General features: G+C 67.6%; 23 protein-coding genes and 2 pseudogenes. 8 read left to right on the top strand and 17 right to left on the bottom strand.

The window, feature by feature from the left end:
* Position 1: 1 nt before the first annotated feature.
* A complete protein-coding gene (locus OV287_RS04870) occupies positions 2-1,360 on the bottom strand; it encodes a hypothetical protein (protein ID WP_267532800.1) in 1,359 nt (452 codons plus the stop codon).
* Between the two features lie 219 nt (positions 1,361-1,579).
* On the opposite strand from OV287_RS04870, the gene OV287_RS04865 reads away from it, so the two are divergent.
* Positions 1,580-2,425: a peptidoglycan-binding domain-containing protein gene (locus OV287_RS04865; RefSeq protein ID WP_267532799.1), complete on the top strand. Its 846-nt coding sequence runs from the start codon at positions 1,580-1,582 to the stop codon at positions 2,423-2,425.
* 73 nt (positions 2,426-2,498) lie between these two features.
* Here OV287_RS04865 and OV287_RS04860 read toward each other — a convergent pair.
* Positions 2,499-2,606 (bottom strand): annotated as a pseudogene (locus OV287_RS04860) (ATP-binding cassette domain-containing protein); the annotation flags it as partial.
* Between the two features lie 318 nt (positions 2,607-2,924).
* Here OV287_RS04860 and OV287_RS04855 point away from each other — a divergent pair.
* Positions 2,925-3,605 carry a hypothetical protein gene (locus OV287_RS04855; protein ID WP_267532798.1) on the top strand — a complete coding sequence of 227 codons (681 nt, stop codon included), beginning with the start codon at positions 2,925-2,927 and terminating at the stop codon, positions 3,603-3,605.
* Positions 3,606-3,846: 241 nt separating this feature from the next.
* Here the strand turns inward: OV287_RS04855 and OV287_RS04850 are convergent, their stop codons facing one another.
* Positions 3,847-4,887, bottom strand: coding sequence for an aspartate aminotransferase family protein (locus OV287_RS04850; RefSeq protein ID WP_267532797.1), 1,041 nt, complete (start codon positions 4,885-4,887; stop codon positions 3,847-3,849).
* 666 nt (positions 4,888-5,553) lie between these two features.
* Here OV287_RS04850 and OV287_RS04845 point away from each other — a divergent pair.
* Complete coding sequence (locus OV287_RS04845; RefSeq protein ID WP_267532796.1) at positions 5,554-5,787, top strand: hypothetical protein; 234 nt, start codon at positions 5,554-5,556, stop codon at positions 5,785-5,787.
* A 21-nt stretch (positions 5,788-5,808) separates the two neighbouring features.
* Here OV287_RS04845 and trxA read toward each other — a convergent pair whose 3' ends face one another.
* The 4 genes from trxA to OV287_RS04825 all read right to left on the bottom strand — a co-directional run bounded on the left by trxA (position 5,809) and on the right by OV287_RS04825 (position 7,533).
* A complete protein-coding gene (gene trxA / locus OV287_RS04840) occupies positions 5,809-6,135 on the bottom strand; it encodes a thioredoxin TrxA (RefSeq protein ID WP_267532795.1) in 327 nt (108 codons plus the stop codon).
* A 95-nt stretch (positions 6,136-6,230) separates the two neighbouring features.
* A complete protein-coding gene (locus OV287_RS04835; RefSeq protein ID WP_267532794.1) occupies positions 6,231-6,578 on the bottom strand; it encodes a BP74-related protein in 348 nt (115 codons plus the stop codon).
* A gap of 192 nt (positions 6,579-6,770) precedes the next feature.
* Positions 6,771-7,100 carry a hypothetical protein gene (locus tag OV287_RS04830; protein WP_267532793.1) on the bottom strand — a complete coding sequence of 110 codons (330 nt, stop codon included), beginning with the start codon at positions 7,098-7,100 and terminating at the stop codon, positions 6,771-6,773.
* 184 nt (positions 7,101-7,284) lie between these two features.
* Entirely contained in the window at positions 7,285-7,533 is a 249-nt protein-coding gene (locus OV287_RS04825; RefSeq protein ID WP_267532792.1) for a mersacidin/lichenicidin family type 2 lantibiotic, read from the bottom strand.
* Between the two features lie 197 nt (positions 7,534-7,730).
* Here OV287_RS04825 and OV287_RS04820 point away from each other — a divergent pair, with 197 nt between their 5' ends.
* From OV287_RS04820 to OV287_RS04815, 3 genes are all read left to right on the top strand, one after another.
* Positions 7,731-8,726 carry a catalase family protein gene (locus OV287_RS04820; RefSeq protein WP_267532791.1) on the top strand — a complete coding sequence of 332 codons (996 nt, stop codon included), beginning with the start codon at positions 7,731-7,733 and terminating at the stop codon, positions 8,724-8,726.
* A gap of 18 nt (positions 8,727-8,744) precedes the next feature.
* Complete coding sequence (locus OV287_RS56345; protein WP_373371904.1) at positions 8,745-8,966, top strand: LodA/GoxA family CTQ-dependent oxidase; 222 nt, start codon at positions 8,745-8,747, stop codon at positions 8,964-8,966.
* A gap of 432 nt (positions 8,967-9,398) precedes the next feature.
* Positions 9,399-9,671 carry a hypothetical protein gene (locus tag OV287_RS04815; RefSeq protein ID WP_267532790.1) on the top strand — a complete coding sequence of 91 codons (273 nt, stop codon included), beginning with the start codon at positions 9,399-9,401 and terminating at the stop codon, positions 9,669-9,671.
* Between the two features lie 67 nt (positions 9,672-9,738).
* Here the strand turns inward: OV287_RS04815 and OV287_RS04810 are convergent, their stop codons facing one another.
* On the bottom strand, positions 9,739-10,182 hold the full coding sequence (locus tag OV287_RS04810) for a tetratricopeptide repeat protein (protein ID WP_267532789.1): 444 nt from the start codon (positions 10,180-10,182) through the stop codon (positions 9,739-9,741).
* Between the two features lies 1 nt (position 10,183).
* Here OV287_RS04810 and OV287_RS04805 point away from each other — a divergent pair.
* Positions 10,184-10,510 (top strand): annotated as a pseudogene (locus OV287_RS04805) (helix-turn-helix transcriptional regulator); the annotation flags it as partial.
* Between the two features lies 1 nt (position 10,511).
* Here the strand turns inward: OV287_RS04805 and OV287_RS04800 are convergent.
* The 9 genes from OV287_RS04800 to OV287_RS04760 all read right to left on the bottom strand — a co-directional run bounded on the left by OV287_RS04800 (position 10,512) and on the right by OV287_RS04760 (position 19,656).
* A complete protein-coding gene (locus tag OV287_RS04800) occupies positions 10,512-10,982 on the bottom strand; it encodes an NUDIX hydrolase (RefSeq protein ID WP_267532787.1) in 471 nt (156 codons plus the stop codon).
* A complete protein-coding gene (locus tag OV287_RS04795) occupies positions 10,979-12,523 on the bottom strand; it encodes a DUF2380 domain-containing protein (RefSeq protein WP_267532786.1) in 1,545 nt (514 codons plus the stop codon). The genes OV287_RS04800 and OV287_RS04795 overlap by 4 nt, the downstream gene beginning before the upstream one ends.
* Positions 12,513-12,680 (bottom strand): hypothetical protein, encoded by a 168-nt coding sequence (locus tag OV287_RS04790; RefSeq protein ID WP_267532785.1) that lies wholly within the window; start codon positions 12,678-12,680, stop codon positions 12,513-12,515. Before OV287_RS04790 ends, OV287_RS04795 begins: the two co-directional genes overlap by 11 nt.
* Before the next feature lie 79 nt (positions 12,681-12,759).
* A complete protein-coding gene (locus OV287_RS04785; protein WP_267532784.1) occupies positions 12,760-15,060 on the bottom strand; it encodes a TonB-dependent receptor plug domain-containing protein in 2,301 nt (766 codons plus the stop codon).
* A gap of 128 nt (positions 15,061-15,188) precedes the next feature.
* Entirely contained in the window at positions 15,189-16,511 is a 1,323-nt protein-coding gene (locus OV287_RS04780) for a sensor histidine kinase (RefSeq protein ID WP_267532783.1), read from the bottom strand.
* A gap of 318 nt (positions 16,512-16,829) precedes the next feature.
* Entirely contained in the window at positions 16,830-17,300 is a 471-nt protein-coding gene (locus tag OV287_RS04775; protein WP_267542291.1) for an NUDIX hydrolase, read from the bottom strand.
* On the bottom strand, positions 17,300-17,428 hold the full coding sequence (locus tag OV287_RS04770) for a hypothetical protein (RefSeq protein WP_267532782.1): 129 nt from the start codon (positions 17,426-17,428) through the stop codon (positions 17,300-17,302). Before OV287_RS04770 ends, OV287_RS04775 begins: the two co-directional genes overlap by 1 nt.
* A gap of 2 nt (positions 17,429-17,430) precedes the next feature.
* On the bottom strand, positions 17,431-18,954 hold the full coding sequence (locus tag OV287_RS04765) for a DUF2380 domain-containing protein (protein WP_267532781.1): 1,524 nt from the start codon (positions 18,952-18,954) through the stop codon (positions 17,431-17,433).
* A gap of 96 nt (positions 18,955-19,050) precedes the next feature.
* Complete coding sequence (locus tag OV287_RS04760) at positions 19,051-19,656, bottom strand: phospholipase D family protein (protein WP_267532780.1); 606 nt, start codon at positions 19,654-19,656, stop codon at positions 19,051-19,053.
* A gap of 106 nt (positions 19,657-19,762) precedes the next feature.
* Between OV287_RS04760 and OV287_RS04755 the strand changes: the two genes are divergently transcribed.
* Positions 19,763-20,437: a TetR/AcrR family transcriptional regulator gene (locus tag OV287_RS04755; protein ID WP_267532779.1), complete on the top strand. Its 675-nt coding sequence runs from the start codon at positions 19,763-19,765 to the stop codon at positions 20,435-20,437.
* The last annotated feature ends 22 nt before the right edge of the window (positions 20,438-20,459 follow it).

The following is a 20,459-nucleotide window of genomic DNA, read 5'->3' as shown; positions in this document are numbered from 1 at the left end:
CTCAGACCCCGTAGAGAATGATCTTGTGGCCCTCGCGGACCCAGCGTCCGCTCAGGTTTCTTCCGGCGGGTCCTCCACCGTCCCGGAGCAATCCGGGGGCATGCTTCTGGATCGCCTGGACCACGGACTTCTTTGCCACCGCAGCGGGGTTGGTGCCCTCCGGCGCGGCGAGCGCCGTCTTCGTGGCATCGGCCGCGAGGCGGACGAACTGCTTGGAGGCCTCGAACTCGGCATCCTCCTGGCTCAGCCCCTCCAACTCCAGGCCGAAAATCTCTCCGGCTGCCGCGACACCCTCGCTCCCGTTCGGGCCCCCGTGGCCGGGCGCGGGGATGTTGCTGATGGCGGCGCCGGCCTGCGGGAGCGCCTTCTTGGCCACTCCCTTCAACAACCCACCCAGCGGCTTGCCGAGGGAAGACTTGACGACCTTGCCCACGACGGACCCGAGCTTCCCGAGGAGGCCGCCCAGGAACAGATCCAGCTCCTGCTCGTTGGAGACCGAGAGGAGCTCGGCGGCCATCTCATGCAGATCGGCCTCGTTGAGCACCTCTCCCTCCATCCTTCTCCCAGCGCTGAATTCGAATGCCTCGGGTTCCAGTTCAGCATACGTACGATCCACATCGTGCATGAGCCTGCTCCTTGGAAATCGGGGGCGTTCGCCACCAGGTTCGAGAGAGTTTTCCTGCAGTGGATGTGCCAGCGGACTCCCGCGCATTCTCCGTCGGGGACCCACCTGGCCTGGGCGAAGCGTGCTTCGGAAGGACGACGCTGGAGGAGAAGAAGGGCGAAGCTGACTTCGGCCTCCCGATACTTCCTGTAGCTGCTGCGCCGCGGCCGTCATGGCGCTCCTCACCGCGTCCAGCGGAGGGATGTCCGGGGACGTCTGCGCCACCTGCCGGGCCGCCAGACCAGCAAGCCGCACGAAGCGCTTCGACAGCTCGAACTCACGCACCTCATCGCTCCGTCCTTCGAGCTCCATCTCCAGCGCCTTGCTCACGGCCGACCCCAGCGCGGAGCCGATCGCTGTGCCCAGGAATGGCACGGGAATAAACGTGCCCAAGGCACTTCCCAGGAACGGCAGCGCCTTCTTCGCTATGGCCTTGAGCACTCCACCCAAGGGGCGGTCGGTCTTCTCCGCGACCTTCCGGACGCCTCCCCTGGCCTTCTCGAACAGCCCGCCCAGGAACTCATCGAGCTCCGCCTCGCTCGAGAGGGTGAGCAGCTCCGCTGCCAACTCCATCTCCTCGGTCTCGCGGAAAGGCTCCTCCCGGGTCAGGGCCTCGACCTCCGCTTCACCCTCGAGCGCAAGCTCCGGGTCCAGCTCATCGAACTTCCACTCCGGCCGCGGGTCTGTGTGAGCCACGTGTCCTCCTGCGGTGTAGGCACCCTGGAGGCAGCAAGGACAATGCCCGTCCATGCTCGTGCACGGTGCCCCCGCGATGGCGAAGCGCACTTCGGGCGCGGAGCCAGGAGGATGGGATTGCCGAACCGCGCTTCGGCGCCGGCGGTCCGCTGGCCCCGGTGGTCGCGCGACCCAAGGGCGGCACGAGGGCTGCAACCCTCAACGGCGGGAGGCGTGTGTATGCGTGCAAGATGGAATTGGAGAGAGCCCTCGGAGGGTGAGCTCGACCTGGAGAACCTTGATGTCGAGGTGAAAGGCCCCAAGGCAGGCTTCTCGTGTGCATCGAGCGGCCGCTGGATTCGCAAGGGTTCGACATTGATCGTCCTGGGCGTCGAGCGGGTGCCCACCGGGGCGATGCGCGGCGAGTTACCGCAGCAGGAGGTCTTCGAGACGAGCCAACCGACCCTTCGTCTGGGCTCGACCGGCGAGGCGGTGATGGAACTGCAGCGGCGGCTGCAGCAGGCCGGAGTCCCCCCCGGGCCCATCAACGGGACTTTCGGCCCGATGACCGATTCCGCGGTTCGGGCCTTCCAGCGGTCCCGTCAACTCGCCGTCGACGGCATCGTCGGCCCCAACACCTGGGGTGAGCTCCTCTCCTCGACGCCCGACGTCCCGGTCCCGTGGATGCCCCCCACGAGCAGCAGCGGCGGCATCCACGCGGGCCGCGGCTGGGGCGGGTCGGAGGGCGTGGCTGACGCGGCCAAGGCCATCGCGCGGGATCTGGGCATCCCGGTGACGAGCGAGAAGCGCAACCTCGAGGACACGCGGCGCGTGGGCTCCACCACGGGGTCGGACCACTACACGGGCAACACGAACGCGTTCGCGACGGACTTCGGAGTCACCGGCCAGCGCGGGGACCAGCTGGCAGGCGCCATCGCGAAGAAGTACGGCATCCCGGCGAGCAACATCGGGACGCCCGACCGGCACATCATCAACGTCGATGGGAAGAAGTACTCGCTGCAGCTGCTGTGGAATGTGAAGGGTCACTACAACCACGTGCACCTCGGCATCCGGCGCGTCGACTGAGCTTCGCGGCCAAGACAGGCCGTCCATCCTCCCAGGAATCTCCGGCTATGCTCGCGCACATCGAGGAGGCTGCGAGGATCTTCCCGCTCGACTTCTTCACCAGCCCGCAGACCGAGCCGATGAGCGTCGTCTTGCCGGCGCCATTGGGGCCGAGCAGGGCGAAGATCTCCCCGGGACGGATGGCTGAAGAGGTCGCTGGCCGCGTGTCCTCGCGCCAATTGCACCCGGCGTGCGGCCCGCGGGCATGCTTCGTGCAGTCCGGCCGTGGACGCTGCATTCAGCCAGCGTCTCGAATGGGGGAGCCGCCATGCCACCAAGGACAGGAACATGGGTCAGAAGAGGATCAACGATTGAGCTTCTCAGTGGGGAGCCTCCCACGAGGTCCACCCGCGAAGCCGAGGGAGAGGAACAGTTCCTCTCGGGTCTTTTCAGCAGCGTCGGGTCGTCGGCGAAACAGGTTTCGGACTACCTCGGGTCCCGTTACGGGAAACCCGGTGGGGTGCCAAAGCCAGTCCCCTCCTCGGCCACGCCGCCGCTGCCCAACGCAACGCGCTTCCCGGTGTCCGAGTCGGCCCTCACGTCGCTGCTGCCCGCATTCACGGACTTCCTCTACGACTTCAAATCCCCCTACTACCCATGGGCGATTCCAGGAGTCTCGCTCCCGCTGGCACCTCCTAAACTCATCAACTGTTGCACGTTTGCCGAGGCCTTGCTGGTGAAAGCCTGGGCCAACACGTATGGGCAGGCCTTCCAATGGAATAGCAAACGTCACGGCCAGATGATGATCACTTCGGCGAGTGACCTGTTTTCGCCGGTGACAGCGGTGATCGAAGCGGAAATGGGAACTCCCGTCGCCGCGAATCAGCCGCCGTCTGCCTGGTGTCTTCTCCAGGGATGGCGGTCCAGCACCAGCGGGCACACGTTCATCATCGCGGCGTATCACGCGGCCACGGATCGTGTGCTGACGCTGGAAGCGAACGCCGCGTATTCGATCAAAGGCGTGGGGTACAGAAACTTTGGCAGCATTCGAGACTTCCCCGGCGGGCGGCCTCCGTCCAGGTGGTGGGAGAGTTCCGCCGCCCCCACCTGGCGTGGAATCCTCAGCGCTTATCCCCAGGGTCTGAAGATGGCGAAGTTGAACGTCTACGGCTTGAGCTGGTCAGGACTGCCGCCGGTTTGACCGCACACCAGACTCCGCGATGCCGCTGCTGAAGCATGCTTCGGGTGGCGCACGGATGAGCCGTACCCGTCCGGGGATCGGCGTCTTGAGGGAGTGAGCCAAGAAGGTCACCCCTCTGGGCCCATGTTCAAGGCACAGCAGCAGCAGCGGGAGAAGTGGAGGCAGGCCGCTTCCGCCTGCCGCCGGCCATGGCTTCGAGGCCACCCGAGGCCTCCAGCCCGGTTGCCCGTTCCCGGGGGGCTCAGCCCTGTGCGCGGTGGGCCGCCGCCAGCTTCTCGAGCAGCTCGTCCACCTGCGCCGGGGTGATGATGAGCGACGGCGCGATGCGCAGCGTGTTGTTGCCCGCCACTCCGACGACGAGCCCCTGTGCGAGGGCGGCCTTCACCAGCTCGGAGGGGGGCCGCTGGAGCTGGACTCCCACGAGGAGCCCCTTGCCGCGCACCTCATGGGTGGGACCGAAGATGCGGCGCAGGCCCTCCATGAGCTGAAGGCCTCGCTCCACGACGTTGCCCACGAAGCCCGGCGAGGTGACCTCCTTCATCACCGTCAGCCCCGCCGCGCACGCGAAGGGATTGCCGCCGAACGTGGTGCCGTGCAGGCCCGGCTTCAACAGCGCGGCCACGGGCTCGGTCGCGAGCACGGCGCCAATGGGGATGCCTCCGCCCAGTCCCGTGGCCAGGGACATCACGTCCGGGGTGATGCCTTCATGCTGGTGGCAGAACATCCGCCCGGTGCGGCCAATGCCCGTCTGGATCTCATCCGCCACCATGAGGGCCTGGTGGCGCGTGCACAGCTCCCGGACCCGGGCCAGGAACCCCGGAGGAGGCACGTGCACGCCGCTCTCGCCCTGGATGGGCTCGAGGAACACACCGGCCACGTCATCCTTCATGGCGGCGGCGAGTGCGTCCGCGTCGCCGAAGGGAATGAAGTCCGTGGGAGGCAGGGGCTCGAAGGGTGCACGGTAGGAGGGCGTGTGCGTGATGCTGAGGGAGCCGAGCGTGCGCCCATGGAAGCTCCCCTCGAAGGCGATGATGCGGCGCTTGCGGCCCTCATGCGCCACGTTGCCCCACAGGCGCACCAGCTTGTACGCCGCCTCGTTCGCCTCCGTCCCCGAGTTGCAGAACAGCATCCGCCCCGGAAACGCCTGGGGAACGATGCTCGCCGCCAGTTCCTCCTGTCCGAGCTGCCCGTAGTGGTTCGAGGTGTGGATCAGCGTCGCGGCCTGCCGCGACAGCGTCTCCACGAGCTTCGGGTGCGAGTGCCCCAGGGTACACACCGCCACGCCGGCGTATAGGCGGGATAGAAGCCATGTTGAGGGTGAGGGCTGGAGCGGAGGGGCCGAGAAGGGCCGCTGCCGGGGCCAGCAAGGCCGCGCGCCGCGCCGGTACACGGGACGGTACAACCTCTTGGGGCACACCCCTGCCCTGGCCGCCCTCGCAGAGGAGAGAGGCAGGGAGTTGGGGCGTATTGACAGCGGCTGCGCCAGGTTCAGCACCACGCCTGCTGGGGTGGTCCCCGGGCCGGGGCCCGCTTCAGAGCCTGCGTGGGCAGTCCCAGGTGCTCCAATATCGAGCGCACCCCAGCGGGGGCCGTCACGTACGCCAATACCCGCCGCCTGCCTCCACACCTCACGCAGGCCAACACGTCGGCCAGCAGCGTGGTGAGGTTTTCCCTTACCACCTCGTACAGAACTGTCCCCGCTTCAGGGCCCCAGGTTCTCCGGAACCTGCTGGGGCCTTTGGTTTTTCCGGGGGGAGCACCGGGACCAGGGCGCCGTTCGAGTCCTTTGACACTTTTTACGGCTGATCTCAGAGTTCAAGTTGAGTTGGGTTGCTTGCCCAAGGCCAATCCGATCCTTGCCTGCCCAGTCCACTCGCGGCGTCCTCTCCTTCATCCTCTCCTTCCTGGCCGCTGCCTCAAGCCCCGCGCTCGCCTCCTCCGCACCTGCTTGAGGGAGCAGCGCATTGCCCACGCGGGACGCGAGGTGCTCGCCGCGCGGCCGGCGGACGGGGACGCCGAGGCGCTGGGGGCGTGGAAGCTCGAGCTGGAGGGCGTGGCGCGCGAGATGGACGCGGGCTTCGCGCCCGAGGTCCTGCCCGAGGCCCTGCGCGCCCTGCGGGACGAGGTGCGCCAGGCATTGGCTCCGGCTCCCCAGGCCGGGGGGGACGTCCCGCTCGGGTGAGGGACGGCCGCGCGGAGGCGGTTACAGGTGGGGGGTGAGGAACTCGCCCAGCTGGGCCTTGGAGGGCACGCCTTCCTTGAGGGCGACGCGCTCGCCCTGCTTGAAGAGCATCATCACGGGGATGCGCTGGACCCCCTGGGCCTGGGCGAGGGCGCGGTTCTCCTCGATGTTCAGCTTGGCGATGGTCAGCTTGCCCGCGTAGTCCTCGGCGAGCTCGTCCAGGATGGGCGCGAGCCGATAGCAGGGGCCACACCAATCGGCCCAGAAGTCGACCAGGATGGGGCCCTCGTTCCTCAGCACGGCCGCATCGAAGTTGTCCTCGGACAGGTGAATGATCTTGTCGCTCATGGTCGGCTCCCCGGAAGTGGTCTGGGTTCGTATCGACGGCTCGCGCCACTCCGCGCGTCCCGGCCTCCGCGGCCGGGACGGCGGTTACATCTGCATCAGGGGGTGACTTCCCGCACCAGCCGGGAGTCCCACGGGCACCAGTGGCCGCCCGGGAGGAACGCGCCGCCGGCCTCGTCCAGGTGCTCCTCGACGTACGTCATGCTGGCATCACAGACCTCGATGGCCATCGCGAAGAAGTTGATGGTCATCGGGTCGATGTGGAAGCTGAACTTGGGGTTGTAGGGCTGCTGGCGCTTGATGATCCGGCCGTGGACGTGGACCTCGTTCTTCTCCTTTCCGGAGAGGATGTCCCGGGCCTTCTGGATCCTCGCGTCATCCGTCAGCTCGATGATGAACTCCTGGCCCGGCGAGGACGGCTGCTGGAAGGCGAAATACGCGGCCATATGTGCTCCTGTGAACGTCGAGAGTTGGTGGTCGGCGCCGGGTGGACGAGGTGTCGTCGCGACTGCCTGGTTTCGGCGCCCATCTCCCTGGAGAACGGCTGGGAGACGCGGAGGCTATAGGCCCGGACGTTGGGGTGAATCCATAGATGATTTGTTGAATTGACTGGCATCCGAGAATGTGCGGCTGGACCGTTAGGGAGCCGATGGTGACCCGAACCGGAAGGGCAGCATCCGCTCCACCTGGGCGTAGCGGGCGAAGAGCTCCTCGCGGGTGGGCGCCCCCAGGTTGATGATGCCGTAGCGGTAGCTGCCCACGTCCTGGTCGTGGTCCGACAGCCGCTCGCCGGGCGAGCACAGCACCTGCACCACCGCGTCCGGAAAGCGCTCCTTCACCCGCGCGATGTCCTCCTGAGTGGGCACGCGCTCCACCCGCGCGTCGCTGAAGCGCCGGAGCACGAAGCTCGCCGCCGCCCCGTCCTTCCCCGCTCCTGCCTTCCACGGCGCCGGCCGGCCCACCGCCACCGTCGCTGCCAGCGCCTGGCTCTCCTCCTCCGGCCCCGGCCCCGGCTCCGCCCCGGCTTACTGTGGATCCTTCCACGCTCGGATGATCAGCTCCTTGCTGCTCATGCCTTCCTCGTCGTGCCTACGACGGGCTGGAGCCCGGTACAGCAGACTCCAGCCCCAATGACACACACCTTCAAAACGACTACGGGGTGAAGCAGCGGCTGAGGAAATTCCCGGTGATGAGCGGCTCGCACCCCGCTGCCCTCGTGGTAACCCGCGGCGGACGAACCGGACCTCCGCCCCCCACGGCCTGGCCCAGCTCCGCCTCCCCGAGCGCATCCATCGACGGACCCACAGGGCTCTCCGGCAGCGCCGCTCGCTCCTCCGTGGACAGGCTCGCCCGGTACTGTGGATCCTTCCACGCTCGGATGATCATCTCCTTGTTGCTCATGGCTTCCTCCTTCGCTCGCCCTTGAGTGGGCATCAAGATGGAGTCATCTGCCCCCCCCTGTGATGAGCAGGCGCTGGTATCCACACTTGTACAGCACGCGTCTCCTCCGACGAGCCATCACATCCACTGCCGGCCCGTTCTACCTCTGCAGCCTGGGACCTCAGCCCTCCAGGCCTGTGCACAGGAGTGGAGGCCCCATGGAGATTCAATCAGAGCGCGAGCTCGCGGCGATTACCCGGCTCAAGGACCTGTTCCTCGGCCTTCAGGCGGAGCGCTACGTCGACATCGACCGCCGCGTCCAACGACCGGTGTTCCTCAAGCCCCAGGGTCACGCCCGAGGCGTGTTCACCCTCCAGCCCAACCTTCCCGAGGAACTGCGCATCGGCGTCTTCACCCAACGGGAGTTCTCCGCCTGGGTTCGCTTCTCCTCCGACACCGTGCCCCAGGTCCCTGACGCCGCGAACTCCACCCTGGGCCTGGCCATCAAGCTGCTCGGCGTGCCGGGCAGGAAGCTCCTCGAGGGAGAGGGGCAGGCGCTGACGCACGACTTCGTGCTGCAGAACCATGATGTCTTCTTCTCCGACGATGCCGAGGCGTTCGCCGACTTCATCGAGGCCTCCTTATCGAGCGCGGAGGCGTTCGAGGAGTTCCTCGCGAGCCACCCCGCCACGGACGCCATCCTCCAGGAGATGGCGAAGGAGGAGGACAGCGTGCTGCTCGCCCGCTACTCCAGCACCGTGCCCTACGCGTTCGGCAACCGCTTCGTCAAATACGCTGTCAGGCCTGGAAGGGGCACCCGGCCCCCCGGCCCTCAGGCGGAGCGTGGCCCCGACTTCCTGCGGCGGGACCTCCGCCGGCGGCTCCTCAAGGACGGGGCGCACTTCGACTTCTTCCTCCAGTTCCAGAAGGACCCGGAGGCCATGCCCCTCGAGAAGGCCACCGTGCGCTGGAGCGAGGAACTCTCACCGCTCATCAAGGTCGCCACCCTCGTGCTGCCAGCAGGTCAGGACATCGATACCCCTGGCCAGCCCGAGGCCATCGACAACCTCTCCTTCTCGCCCTGGCATGCGCTCGAGGTGCATGCCCCCGCCGGCAGCATCAACCGTGCTCGCCGTGCCGTCTACAAGGCCTCGGCCGACTACCGCCGCCGCCGCAACCACGTCCCCATCAGCGAGCCGCTCGAGGCTGTCTGAGCCCTCCCGTGAGGAGAGCTGCGCACGGACGACAAGGGCCGGCTCCTGGTCCTGGGCGGGTTCGGTCAGTCCAACTCCCTCGATGGCTCCCCACCCACCACCTTCGCCAACAACGAGGGCTGGCACGACGACACCTCGGATGGTCCAGTCCGTGCGACGGTGACGATCGGCGACCGCGTCCTGGAGGCGGAGCCCGCCATGGTGGTCGTCGCACCACCCAACTACGGACCGGGCGTATAGGCGGGAGAGAGGCGATGTTGAGGGAGAGGGCTGGAGGGCAGGGGCCGAGGAGGGCCGCTGACGGGGGCCGGCCGAGCAGTGCGCCAGGCTGGTGGAGAAGCCGCGCAGCCCCTTGGGGTACACGCCTGCCCAGGCCGCCCTCCCATGAGGTGCGCGGCAGGGGCCTGGCTCTGTTGGCTGGGGCGGCTTGAGCCTCAACACCACGTGGTCTGGGGGGCCCTCGCGCCGGGGCCAGGGCGCCATTCGAGTCCTTTGACACTTTTTACGGCTCTCCTCCTGCTTGCCATGGCTGCGCAGATGGGACTGGACTTCATTCCCATGCGACAACTCCTGACGCTCGTCCTCCTCCTGTCGTGGGTCCTCATGGGATGTCGTTCACCGCCCTTGGACGGGCGCTCCTTGGCCGAGGTACCTCACGTGAAAGAGAGCCCCATGGCGGAGCTGCCCCGCTGTGAGACGCTGCGGGATATCCAGACGCTCTCGGGCCGCCAGGTGCTGCTGGTGGGGCTCTACCAGCAGGTGGACATGCGCATGCGACCGAAGCCTCCGCCGGTGTACCGGGGCCATGTGCGCGAGAACCATGAAGGCCGTCGCGTGGAGGTCACGGGCATCATCCATGAGGAATCCCCCGCTCCCCCCGAGATGGCGGCCTACACGACGGGTCCTGTCCTGAGCCCTGTCGAGCGCATCCAGCCTGCGCAGTGAAGGACTGGGGGAGGAGAGGCAGCGTGCGGTGCGAGGACTCCTGGAGCCCTTCTCGGGTCGAGCCCACTCAACGGGGGCGAACTCCCTTGTTCAGGAGGAACGCGTCCAGCGGAATGACGTCGGCGTCGAGTTCCCGCGCGCGACGAAGCCGGGCCACGGCCTCGTCGAACCGCCCCAGCGCCAGGTGACACATGCCCACGTTCCACAGTGTCGCCGGTTCTGCCCCGCTCAGCGCGAGCGAGGCGTTGAAGTAGAAGAGCGCCTCCTCATGAAGGCCCGCCCACACCATCAAGAGCCCGAGCTCGAAGGCCAGATCGCGCTCCTCGCCGATGGGATAGTGATTGTCCCACGCTCGGCGGACGACCGTGGCGACCTCCTTCTTGAGCGAGGCGTCTGATTCCTCGACCTTCGTCATGAGCGCGGGAAGGCAGTCACGGACCACGCGTGGGACGTCGCGCGTCAGGCGGATGAGTGACAGGAGCTGGCCGGTCGTCATCGACTCGTAGCTCATGGGGCAGTCTCCGCTGCTCGGCGAGCTGCACCGGGTGCTGCGCTACCGGCTGGTGGAAGCCAACCTCGCGGATATTGCCCGGGAGCTGGGCATGTCCGAGCGCACCCTCCAGCGCCGCCTGCGCGAGGCCGGCACCTCCTTCCAGTCCGAGCTCAATACGGTGCAGGTGCGCACCGCGCAGGCGCTCCTGCTGGAGAGCGATGCCAAGCTCACCTCGGTGGCCGTGGAGGTGGGGTGCGCCTCTCTCCAGCACTTCAGCAGCCTGTTCCGCAAGATGACGGGCGAGTCCCCCAGCGCCTGGCGCGCCCGGCACCGCAAGACGCCTTAGTTCAGGCCTCTTCGTCGGGCAGGAGCGTGCGCAGCAAGTCGTCGTCGGGGCCGAGCGGCCGCCACCCGGGCGGTGGAGGTGTGGCGAGGAGCGCATCGCTGGCTCTATCGACGCGCTCCTTATGAGTTTCAGGAGTGTAGGCAATCCACGAGCCGAGCGCCTCGGCAACCTTGAACCGGTTGGCGTCGTCCAGCACGGCCGGCCAACCCTCGGGGACGCTCTGGGACCACAGGCGCCCGAATACATCGCGCACAAAGCGCGTGACCTGCTTGCGCCGCTCCGCCTCGGCGAGCAACCCACTCAACACCTGCACCCCGGCGACATCGTCCTTCCCTAGTTCCTCGGCCAGCAAGTGCAGCGGGACAGCAGGGCGCGCATCAGCGAAGGCTGTGAGCGAATCGTAACCACGTTCGCGGACCCGCTCGTACAGGCGTACCTTCACGTTGCCCTGCCAAGGGTGTCTCTCGCTCATGGTCCTCTCCACGAGATGAAATTCATCGGGATGTAGTAGTCCTTCATGCGCTTCGCGACTGTTCCCAGGATCTCACTCGGCGTCAACATCCGGCCAGCCCTGCGCTCGGCGTTGTGCAGCGCCTCCATGATCATCCGGTTCCATTCACCGGGCCATGTGCGCCCCAGCTTCCAGTTCCCACCGCCGTGGATTGCCTCATGGTGTGCCTGCTCAAGCCTGACGCAGAACTGATCGATGTCCATCTCGCCGGTGAACCCGCGCTTCTCGAACCACTCGCGGAACTCCTTCGGCATGACATGGTGACGTGGGGGCTCGGCCATGCCGGCCCCCGCTTTGCCCGTCACCCGCATGCCTCGCACCTCAGGCCCGTCGCCCAGCGCCTCGCGCACGCCGCGCGGCAGCTCGCCGTGCGCCTGCGCCATCGTCACCTGGCCGGCCTGTATCCGCACAGCGGCGCTGACGGCAGGCAGGGAGAGGATGCCCGCCCGCACCAACTGGCGCATCATCTCCACCCACTCAGCGGAGACGACAATCCGCGTCCCCATCATCACGCCGTTGGGGCCCACCATGAGGCCTACGCCGAGCATGGCGGGAGCAGCCGGACGCAGAGCGGGTAGCGAAAACTTCAGCGCCGACACCATGGTGAGCGCCTCCATGGACTCCTTCAGCACCAGCGCCTTCTCGAGGTTCTCCGCCCCCCGGCGCACGGCCTCACGGAGTGCGGCGAACTCGCCGGTGAGGTGGCCTACCAGTGCGGGCATGTCTTTCGCTGCTGCCTGCACCTGCCCTGGATCCAGGGAGGAGAGTGCTGTCATCGCGGGCTCGAGCATCTTCTGAAAGCGGTCCATGTCCACGTACAGCCGCTCCACACTGTAGAAGCGTCGGGAGAGCACGTCGTCGGTGAGGTTGAGGAAGTCAAACCAGACGGCCAGCAGGATGGAGCCCATCATGGCGGCCTCCATCCGTGGGCCGGCCAGGCGCAGCAGGGCGAGCTGCATGTCCGGGTCCTCCACCTGCGAGGCGGCGGTGGCCAGCCGGGTGGCGGCGGCGAGCTCGGCATCAATCCACCGTCGTTGACGTTCGCCGTATTCGACATAGGGGACGAAGATGCCGTTGCCTGCACCGGCAATGCCCAGGTAGCTGACCTTGAGCCTGGAGAGCTCGCTGGAGACGCGGCGCGAGGAGGCGGACACGTCGTCCACGGCACCGAGAAACGCCACGTGGGCCGCGAGGGCGCTCGGCCACGCATTCCCCTCAACCCTGCCAGGGCCCGCCGCCGTCACCGCCTCCCGCGAGCCCCGGCGGCGGTGCAGCCGCTCCGCATCGGCGGGCTCGGGCGTGGAGGGTGGCGGGGAGGCGAGGGCGAACGGAGACTCGTCGCCCGGCCCGGCCTCCAACCCAGGCCCCGTGGCCTCGTGCGGCGTGTAACGCAGGTCCATCCCACGGCCGGGCGGTGGCATCAGCGGCACACAGCCAGCGCACAGCAGGGCCAGGGCGAGCAGCAGCTTCGCCCACGGGGCACGTGACGAGTCAGCGCGCATTGTCCACCCACGGCGCCACGGGTGCATTGTCCGAGCCTGGCTTGAACAGGGGCACCCAGGTTGACACCGAGCTCCGCGCCCCCATCGAGAATCCAGCCGAGGAGGCCGCGAGTGGGGGCTCCATCCGCGACAGCAGCGCCAACAGCGTGGGCGTCATCAGTGGCTCCAATGGGTGACGCCCATTCTAGCGAGTGCTCCCGACAACTCCGGATGCTGCGCGGGGGAGCCGTGGGCGCTCAGAAGGCCACGTCCGCTCCGACGAGGATGCGAAGGGGATCCTGGGGAACACCGGGAAGGTGGGCGACGGCGCCCGAGACGAGGTAGTACCGGCTGTCGAAGAGATTGCGGACGTCGAGCCACAGCGAGGGGGAGAAGCCGTGGAAGCGCACGATGTCCGAGTAGCGCAGGTGCGCGTTCACCACCGTGGAGCCGGGGATGACCACGAGCTGGCCGTTCACGTCGCGCAGAACGGGGTGGAAGGCGCTGCTGCGTGCGATGAGCCGGGTCGACAGCGACAGCCCCCGCCACGCGATGTCCAGTCCGCCCTTGAGCACGTGCATCGAGGAGCTCGGGAGGGGCTCCTCCCCTCTCCTCCCGCCGGTGAAGGTGTAGGACGCATAGGGATTGACGGAGAGCCTGCCCGAGCGCACGCGCGCATCGAGGCGCAGCGTGCCCCCGTAACTCAGGAAACGCTCGCCGAGGTTGATCGGCTGCTCGACGACGTCGACCGGCCACGTCTTGAACGTCTGGTTCTCGAGAAGCTGGATGCCAAACCGATTGCGGACATGGCTCAGGAACCCGTTGGCGCTGACCCGAACGGCGTCCCCAATGTCTTGAGAGACGATGAGTTCGCCCATGCGAAGCCGCTCGGGCTTCAAGTCCGCATTGGGCAGGTGGAAGAAGAAGCTCTTCAGGCCGACGATGTCGCCGGCCGCGTCCGTGACGGAGGCGAAGGAACCGAAGTGCTGGTAGGCCACGTTCGGCGAGGGCGCGAGGAACCCCTCACCGTAGAGCAGCTTGAGCCGAGTGCCCTCGAGCGGCTGCAGAACCACGCCGATGCGCGGGGTCAGGCTGTCCCCATAGCGTGTCTGGTGGTCGAACCGCACGCCCGCGGTGAGGGAGACCCAGGGGCGCGGCTGGGCGCGCAGCTCCAGGTAGGTGCCGAGGTTCTGCTCGTGGATATTGTAGAAGTCCACCGGCACGCTCAGGTCGCGTCCGGTGACGTCCCGGACGTCCGTGCCGATGTACACGTGCCCCTGGAATTCGGGCGGTGAGGCATCGGGATCGAGGCGCCTGGCCAGATCGGCCGTCTTGGGGATGCCGGCGAGGTCGCGGTAACTCAGCCCCCATGTTCCCGAAAGCCAGTCGAGGAAACGATAGGAAATCCTCTCCTCGAGCTCGCCGACGAGGAATTGCTCGTACTTGAAGCCGCGCTGGTAGCTCGTGACGTAGTTGATGAAGGCGGAGTCGGAATCGAGTTCGTAGGTGTTGAGGGAGAGGGAGGTGATGAACTCGAGTTTCCCGTCCCCGCTGCGGTAGGTGTACTGGCCGTAGACCGACTGAACCGTATACGCCCACTTCGCATCCTCGACGTAGAGGGCGAGATCCGACGCTTCGGGAACGGAGGAGCTATGCCGGTCGTAGTGCCGCGAATAGCCAAACCGGAAGTCTCCGATATCGAGACGTGCGCTCAGGAAATAATTGTTCGTCGGGGTGGCGTAGGGCTGGATGGGGACGACAACGACGGGCTCCCCGGGCGCGAAGGGCGAGACGTGGACCTCACCCCGCGTCTTGTATCGCTCGTTGTACCAGCGGAAGTCTTCCGGATAGAAGTCGGGGAGGGTGGGCTCGTCCGAGTGGTAGTAACTGCCGGACACCGCGAGCGAGATGCCACCTTCCTTCGCGCCGGCGACGAACGAATCCTCGGTCGTGTTGAACCGGCCGATGCTCCCGGTGACGCGCCCGCCCTGCACCTCCGCCCCGCTCCGGGTGATGATTTGAATGACGCCCGTGAAGGCATCAGGGCCATAGAGCGCGGACACCGGCCCGAGCACGACCTCCACGCGCTTGACGTTCACCAGTGAGAAGTTGCGCCCGATGGAGTGGGGAGTCTTGCTCAACGCATCGATGCGGAAGCCGTCGAGCAGGATGATGAGCTTCTCATTGCCCTGTCCGAGGATTCCACGGACGATGATCTGCTCGCTGTACTCGGGCCGTGACTTGAACAGCATCTCGATTTCCGGCACGTCCTCGAGCAACTGAGCAAGGGAGGTGTAGCCGCGGAGCCGGATGGTTTCCTCGGTGAATACATAGACGGTGGACGGAGCCTCACCGACTGTCTGGGCCTGCGCCGAGGGGGTGACGACCTCCAGATTCAGGAGCTCCTCGAGCGACAGCTCGCTGATGTCCGACGGCCTTCCCGACCGCGGCGTTTCGGGCGGCTCCTGAGCCAGGGCCGCGCCCCCCATGCCGAGCGGAAGCAGGAGGACCAGAAGCTCCGCGAAGATGAGCGCTCCGAGGCTGCGGCAGGAAGCCATGGATGGAGAGGTGGAGGATGGGCGGTGGACGTCCCTTATCTTTCGTAGCATCACGGCCTGTCAACGAGCGCCCGCTCACCTGTCGAGCCACGAACAGCCATGCGACTTGATTGAAAGGGATTGGCGTCTCAGGCGACGGCCGGGGCGGACCCCCGCGGCGGCAGCCACAGGACAAAGCGAGCGCCTCCTTCGAGACGGTTCTCGGCATGCAGCGAGCCCCCGACCCTCGAGACGTACTCGCGGCACAGGGCCAGCCCCAGCCCGGTCCCCTTCCCCGGCGGCTTGGTGGTGAAGAAGGGCTCGAAGAGCCTCGGCAACACGTCCTGCGGAATCCCCGGGCCGTTGTCCTCTACCTCCAACCGCACCCCACCCTCCATCCGCCGTGCCCTCATGACGATGGCGGCTCGGCGCACGGGCTCCGCCTCCTCCACCGCGTCCGCCGCGTTCAGCAGCAGGTTCAACAGCACCTGCACCAGGTGCCGCTGGCCCAGCCGTACCGGCGGCAGCTCCGGGCCAACGTCTATCGCCACCTCGCCCATGCTCCGCAGGCGCACTGACGCCAGCCGCCTCGCCTCGTCGATGGCGTCCCCCGCCAGCCCCTCGTCGCCCTCGTCTATCTCACGCGAGAAGCGCCGCAGATCCATGACGATCTGCTGGATGCGCAGCACCCCATCCTGCGTCTCGGCGAGCACGTCACACAGCTCCTCCTGGTCCGCCGGCCCGTCCTCCTGCCGCAGCTCCCGCTCCAGAAAGCACAGGTTGGACTTCACGAAGGCCAGCGGATTGTTCACCTCATGGGCCACCCCGGCGGCGAGCTGCCCCACCAGCACCAGCCGGTCCACCTCCGCGCGCTGGCGCTCGGCATGCAACCGGCGGCGCTCGCTCTCGGCGAGCTGCTCCAGCGCCACCAGCCGCTCCTGCTGCGCCGCCTTCCCCGCGTCGCGCATGCGCCGGTACGTCTGCGTCCCGGCGATGGCCACCGCGCCGATCAGGCCGAAGCTCGACACCTGCACCAGCATCTCCCGCAGCGGCATGCCAGCCATCATGTCCAGCAGCACCACCGCGGCCAGCATCCCCACGCAGGCCACCACCGTGGGCTCTCGGGTGTCCGGAGTGAAGATGGCGATGGCGAAGGGTAGGGCGCTGAGCATCGGGAAGCAGGGGCTGAGGGGCCCTCCGGTGTGGTGGATGAGCACCGTCACCGCCACGAGCGCGACGGGCCCTGACCACATCCCCGCCGACTTCTCGTGAATCCACCCCGCCCCCACCGCCACCCCAATCCCCGCGAAGCTCGCGCTCCACCCCAGATACGTCAGCGTAAGCGCCAGGCTGATGCCGCCCGACGCCAGGCCATGGGCAGCAAATCCCCCGATGAGCAGGGCCGCGCAGACGAGGTGGTTCTTCCTCTTCTCCCGACGCAGGGCCCGCGTTTCGGTGGAGTCATCCGTCATGCGGGGCCAATTGTAACATTCTGAACAGCAGCACGCTGGGAGGGGGAGTCTCCGCTGGGAGTGAAGGCTGGAGCAGCCGCGCGTGCGTCAGCGTGACTTTCGCTGAGGCTGGCGCACCAGACGCCGCGCTTTGCCCAGACGGATGCCGTTGGAGGAGGCCTTCGTCGAGCCCACGCCTCCGGGCAGGATGGGACGCATGCCCACATGCTCGCATACCAACCAGGCCGTCAAGAGCGAGGGGCGTGGACGGGGACGCGGGTGGCGCGCGCGGTGGCGGAGACGTTGGAGGGAGAGGAGCCGCTCACCAGGAGGTGAAGTTCAGACTTCCTCATCGGGCAGGAGCGTGCGCAGCAACTCGTCGTCGGGGCCGAGCGGCCGCCACCCGGGCGGCGGTGGCGTGGCGAGGAGAGCATCACTGACCTTCCTGGCGCGCTCCTTATGGGTTTCTGGGGTGAAGGCAATCCACGCGCCGAGCGCGTGGGCGACATCGAAACGATTTGGGTCGTCCAGAACAGCCGGCCAGCCGTTTGGGAGACAGTCGCACAGCTCCCGCACGAGTTGTCCGCGCACAAGACGTGTGACCCGATTGTTCCGCTCGGCTTCGGCCACCAATCCGCTGAACACCTGCACTCCGGCGACGTCTTCCGGACCCAGCTCCTCGGCCAACGCCACCAGCGAAGCGGTAGGGCGCGCCTCGGCGAAGGCGGTGAGCGAATCGTAGCCACGCTCGCGGACCCGCTCATACAGGCGCACCTTCACGTTCCCCTCCCAGGAACGATCTTTGCTCATCATCCACCCCAGCGCGTGAAATTCATCGGGATCTTGTACACCTTCATACGTCCCGCGACGACCTTCAGGATCTCGTTGCGCGTCAACATCCTGCCTGCCCTGGTCTCAGCTTCACGCAGCGTCTCCATGATCATCCGGTTCCATTCACCGGGCCAGGTGCGCCCCAGCTTCCACCACCGTGGATGGCCTCGTGGTGTGCCTGCTCCAGCCTGACGCAGAACTCGTCAATGTCCATCTCGCCGGTAAACCCGCGCTTCTCGAACCACTCGCGGAACTCTTTTGGCAGAACGTGGTGCCGGGGTGGCTCGGCCATGCCGGCCCCCGCCTTGCCCGTCACACGCATGGCCCGCACCTCGGGCCCGTCGCCCAGCGCCTCGCGCACGCCGCGCGGCAGCTCGCCGTGCACCTGCGCCATCATCACCTGGCCGGCCTGAATCCGCACAGCGGCGCTGACGGCGGGCAGGGAGAGGACGCCCGCGCGCACCAACTGGCGCATCATCTCCACCCACTCGGCGGAGACGACAATCCGCGTCCCCATCATCACTCCGTTGGGGCCCACCATGAGGCCCACGCCGAGCATGGCGGGAGCAGCCGGGCGCAGAGCGGGTAGCGAAAACCTCAGCGCCGACAGCATGGTGAGCGCCTCCATCGACTCCTTCAGTACCAGCGCCTTCTCGAGGACTTCCGCCCCCTTGCGCGCGGCCTCATGGAGTGCAGCGAACTCGCCGGTGAGGTGGCCTACCAGGGCTGGGACGTCTTGCGCCGCTGCCTCCACCTGCCCTGGTTCCAGGGAGGAGAGTGCTGTCATGGCGGGCTCGAGCATCTTCTGAAAGCGCGCCATGTCCCTAAACAGCCGCTCCACACTGTAGAGGTGCCGGGTGAGCACGGCGTCGGCGAGGTTGAGAATGTCGAGCCATACGGCAAGCAGGATGGTCCCCATCATGGCAGCCTCCAGCCGTGGGCCGGCCAGACGCAGCAGGGCCAGTTGCATGTCCGGCTCCTCCACCTCCGAGGCGGCGGTGGCCAGCCAGGTGGCGGCAGCGAGCTCGGCGTCAATCCACCTCCGTTGCCGTTCGCCATATTCGACGTAGGGAACGAAGATGCCGTTGCCTGCACCGGCGATGCCCAGGTAGCTGGCCTTGAGCCTGGAGAGCTCGCTGGAGACGCGGCGCGAGGAAGCGGACACGTCGTCCACGGCACCAAGAAACGCCACGTGGGCCGCGAGGGCGCTCGGCCACGCACTCCCCTCAACCCTGCCAGGGCCAGCCGCCGTCACGGCCTCCCGAGAGTCCCAGCGGCGGTGCAGCCGCTCCGCAGCGGCGGGCTCGGGCCGGGAGGGTGGCGGGGAGGCGAGGGCGAGCGGGGACTCGTCGCCCGGCCAGGCCACCAACCCAGGCCCTGTGGCCTCGTGCGGCGTGTAACGCAGGTCCATCTCCCGGCCGGGCGGTGGCTTCAGCGGCGCACAGCCGCCTGCCAGCAGGGCCAGGGCGAGCAGCAGCCCCACCCACGGGGCCCGCAGCGAGTCAGCGCGCAGGTTCCACCCCCAGGCCCACGGCAGCGAAGGCCCCCGGGCGCAGCGTGCCTTCGCCTTCTGGAGATCACCGGGCCATTCCGCCTGAGAGCGCAGCAACAGCACCAGCAGCGAGGAAGTCATCAGCGTCTCCGAACGTTGACGCCGACTCTAGCGAGTGCCCCGACACACCCGGACAGCCTGGATGGCGCGGGCCACCGCCAACCCCATGCGCCCTGCTCAGCGCCGACGCACCAGACGCCGCGCCTTGCCCAGGCGGATGCCGTTGGGTGGACCCTTCTTCGCCGGGCCCGCGCCCCCGATGGGATCTGGACACACCGTGCGCAGCCGGCAGCCCCGGCACTCCGCCCCGCTCCATACCGACTCGAAGAGCGCCGTCGCCCGATCGATGACGTCGAAGTCCTCGGTGACGAAGCCCAGTTCGAAGTTGCGCACGTCCTCGCCCTTGGCCCCCAGCCCCGCCCCGGTGAGGTTGGCGCTGCCCAGATAGGCCCACGCTCCGTCCACCAGCACCGTCTTGAAGTGCACCCGCGGGCACACCTTCAACTCCAGCCCGCCCTTCACCAGCCGCGAGCGCTTGTCGAACTCCGCTCGGAATGGCCGGCTCGGCAGCTCCGCGTGCAGCAGCCGCAGCGCCACCCCTCGCGCCGCCAGTGAGTCCAACACCTCCAGCAATGGAACGAAGCGCCCCGCGTGCTCCACGTACATGGCCTTCACGTTCGCCGTCGCTATCCACACCGACTCGCGCGCGTGCGCCAGCTTACCCAGCACCACTTCCCGGTACAGCGCGCCACCGTCGAGAAGCTCCGCCTGGATGGGACGCATACCTACATGCTCGCACACCAACCAGGCAGTCGCGAGTTTCTCCACCTCTGAACAGATGACCGAAGGTCACTTGACTCGCGCTTCGGGTCCTCTTAGTTGATGACTCATGGTCAGCAACACGGCGAAGCGGGTGATGCCGCAGCGGGCGAGGAAGGAAGAGGACAAGGAGGCGAGGCGGCGGCAGCTGCTGGACGCGGCGCTGGAGCTGTACCGGGCCACCTCGTACGACGAGGTGAAGATGGCGGACGTGGCGGAGCGGGCGGAGCTGGCCAAGGGGACGGTGTTCCTCTACTTCCCGACGAAGGAGGCGCTCTTCCTGGCGCTGCTGGAGGAGCAGCTCTTCGCGTGGTTCGCGCGGCTGGAGGAGGCGCTGGGGCGGGGCGAGGGGCCGTGGACGGGGACGCGGGTGGCGCGCACGGTGGCGGAGACGCTCGAGGGCGAGGAGCCGCTCACCCGGCTGCTGGCGAGGCTGCAAACGGTGCTGGAGCAGAACGTCACCGTGGAGCAGGTGCGAGGCTTCAAGGAGCGGCTGCTGGAGGCGGTGGTGCGGGCGGGGACGCTGGTGGAGCAGCGGCTGTCCTTCCTGAAGGCGGGCGAGGGCGTGCGCTTCCTCCTCCAGGTGCACGCCCTGGTGGTGGGCCTGCGGCAGATGGCGGACCTGGCCCCCGTGGCGCGCGAGGTCCACGAGGCCGCCCCGCACCTCAATCCCCTCCGAGTGGACTTCACGCGAGAGCTGACGGACGCCCTGAGCACCCTGTTGAGCGGGCTGGAGGCCCGCTGAGCCCCCCATTTTCAACCGAGAA

This window comes from Archangium lansingense (assembly GCF_026626635.1).
Classification (GTDB): Bacteria; Myxococcota; Myxococcia; order Myxococcales; family Myxococcaceae; genus Archangium; species Archangium lansingense.
The sequence above is the reverse complement of the archived record's forward strand: the minus strand, read 5'-3'. Positions and strand labels throughout refer to the sequence as shown.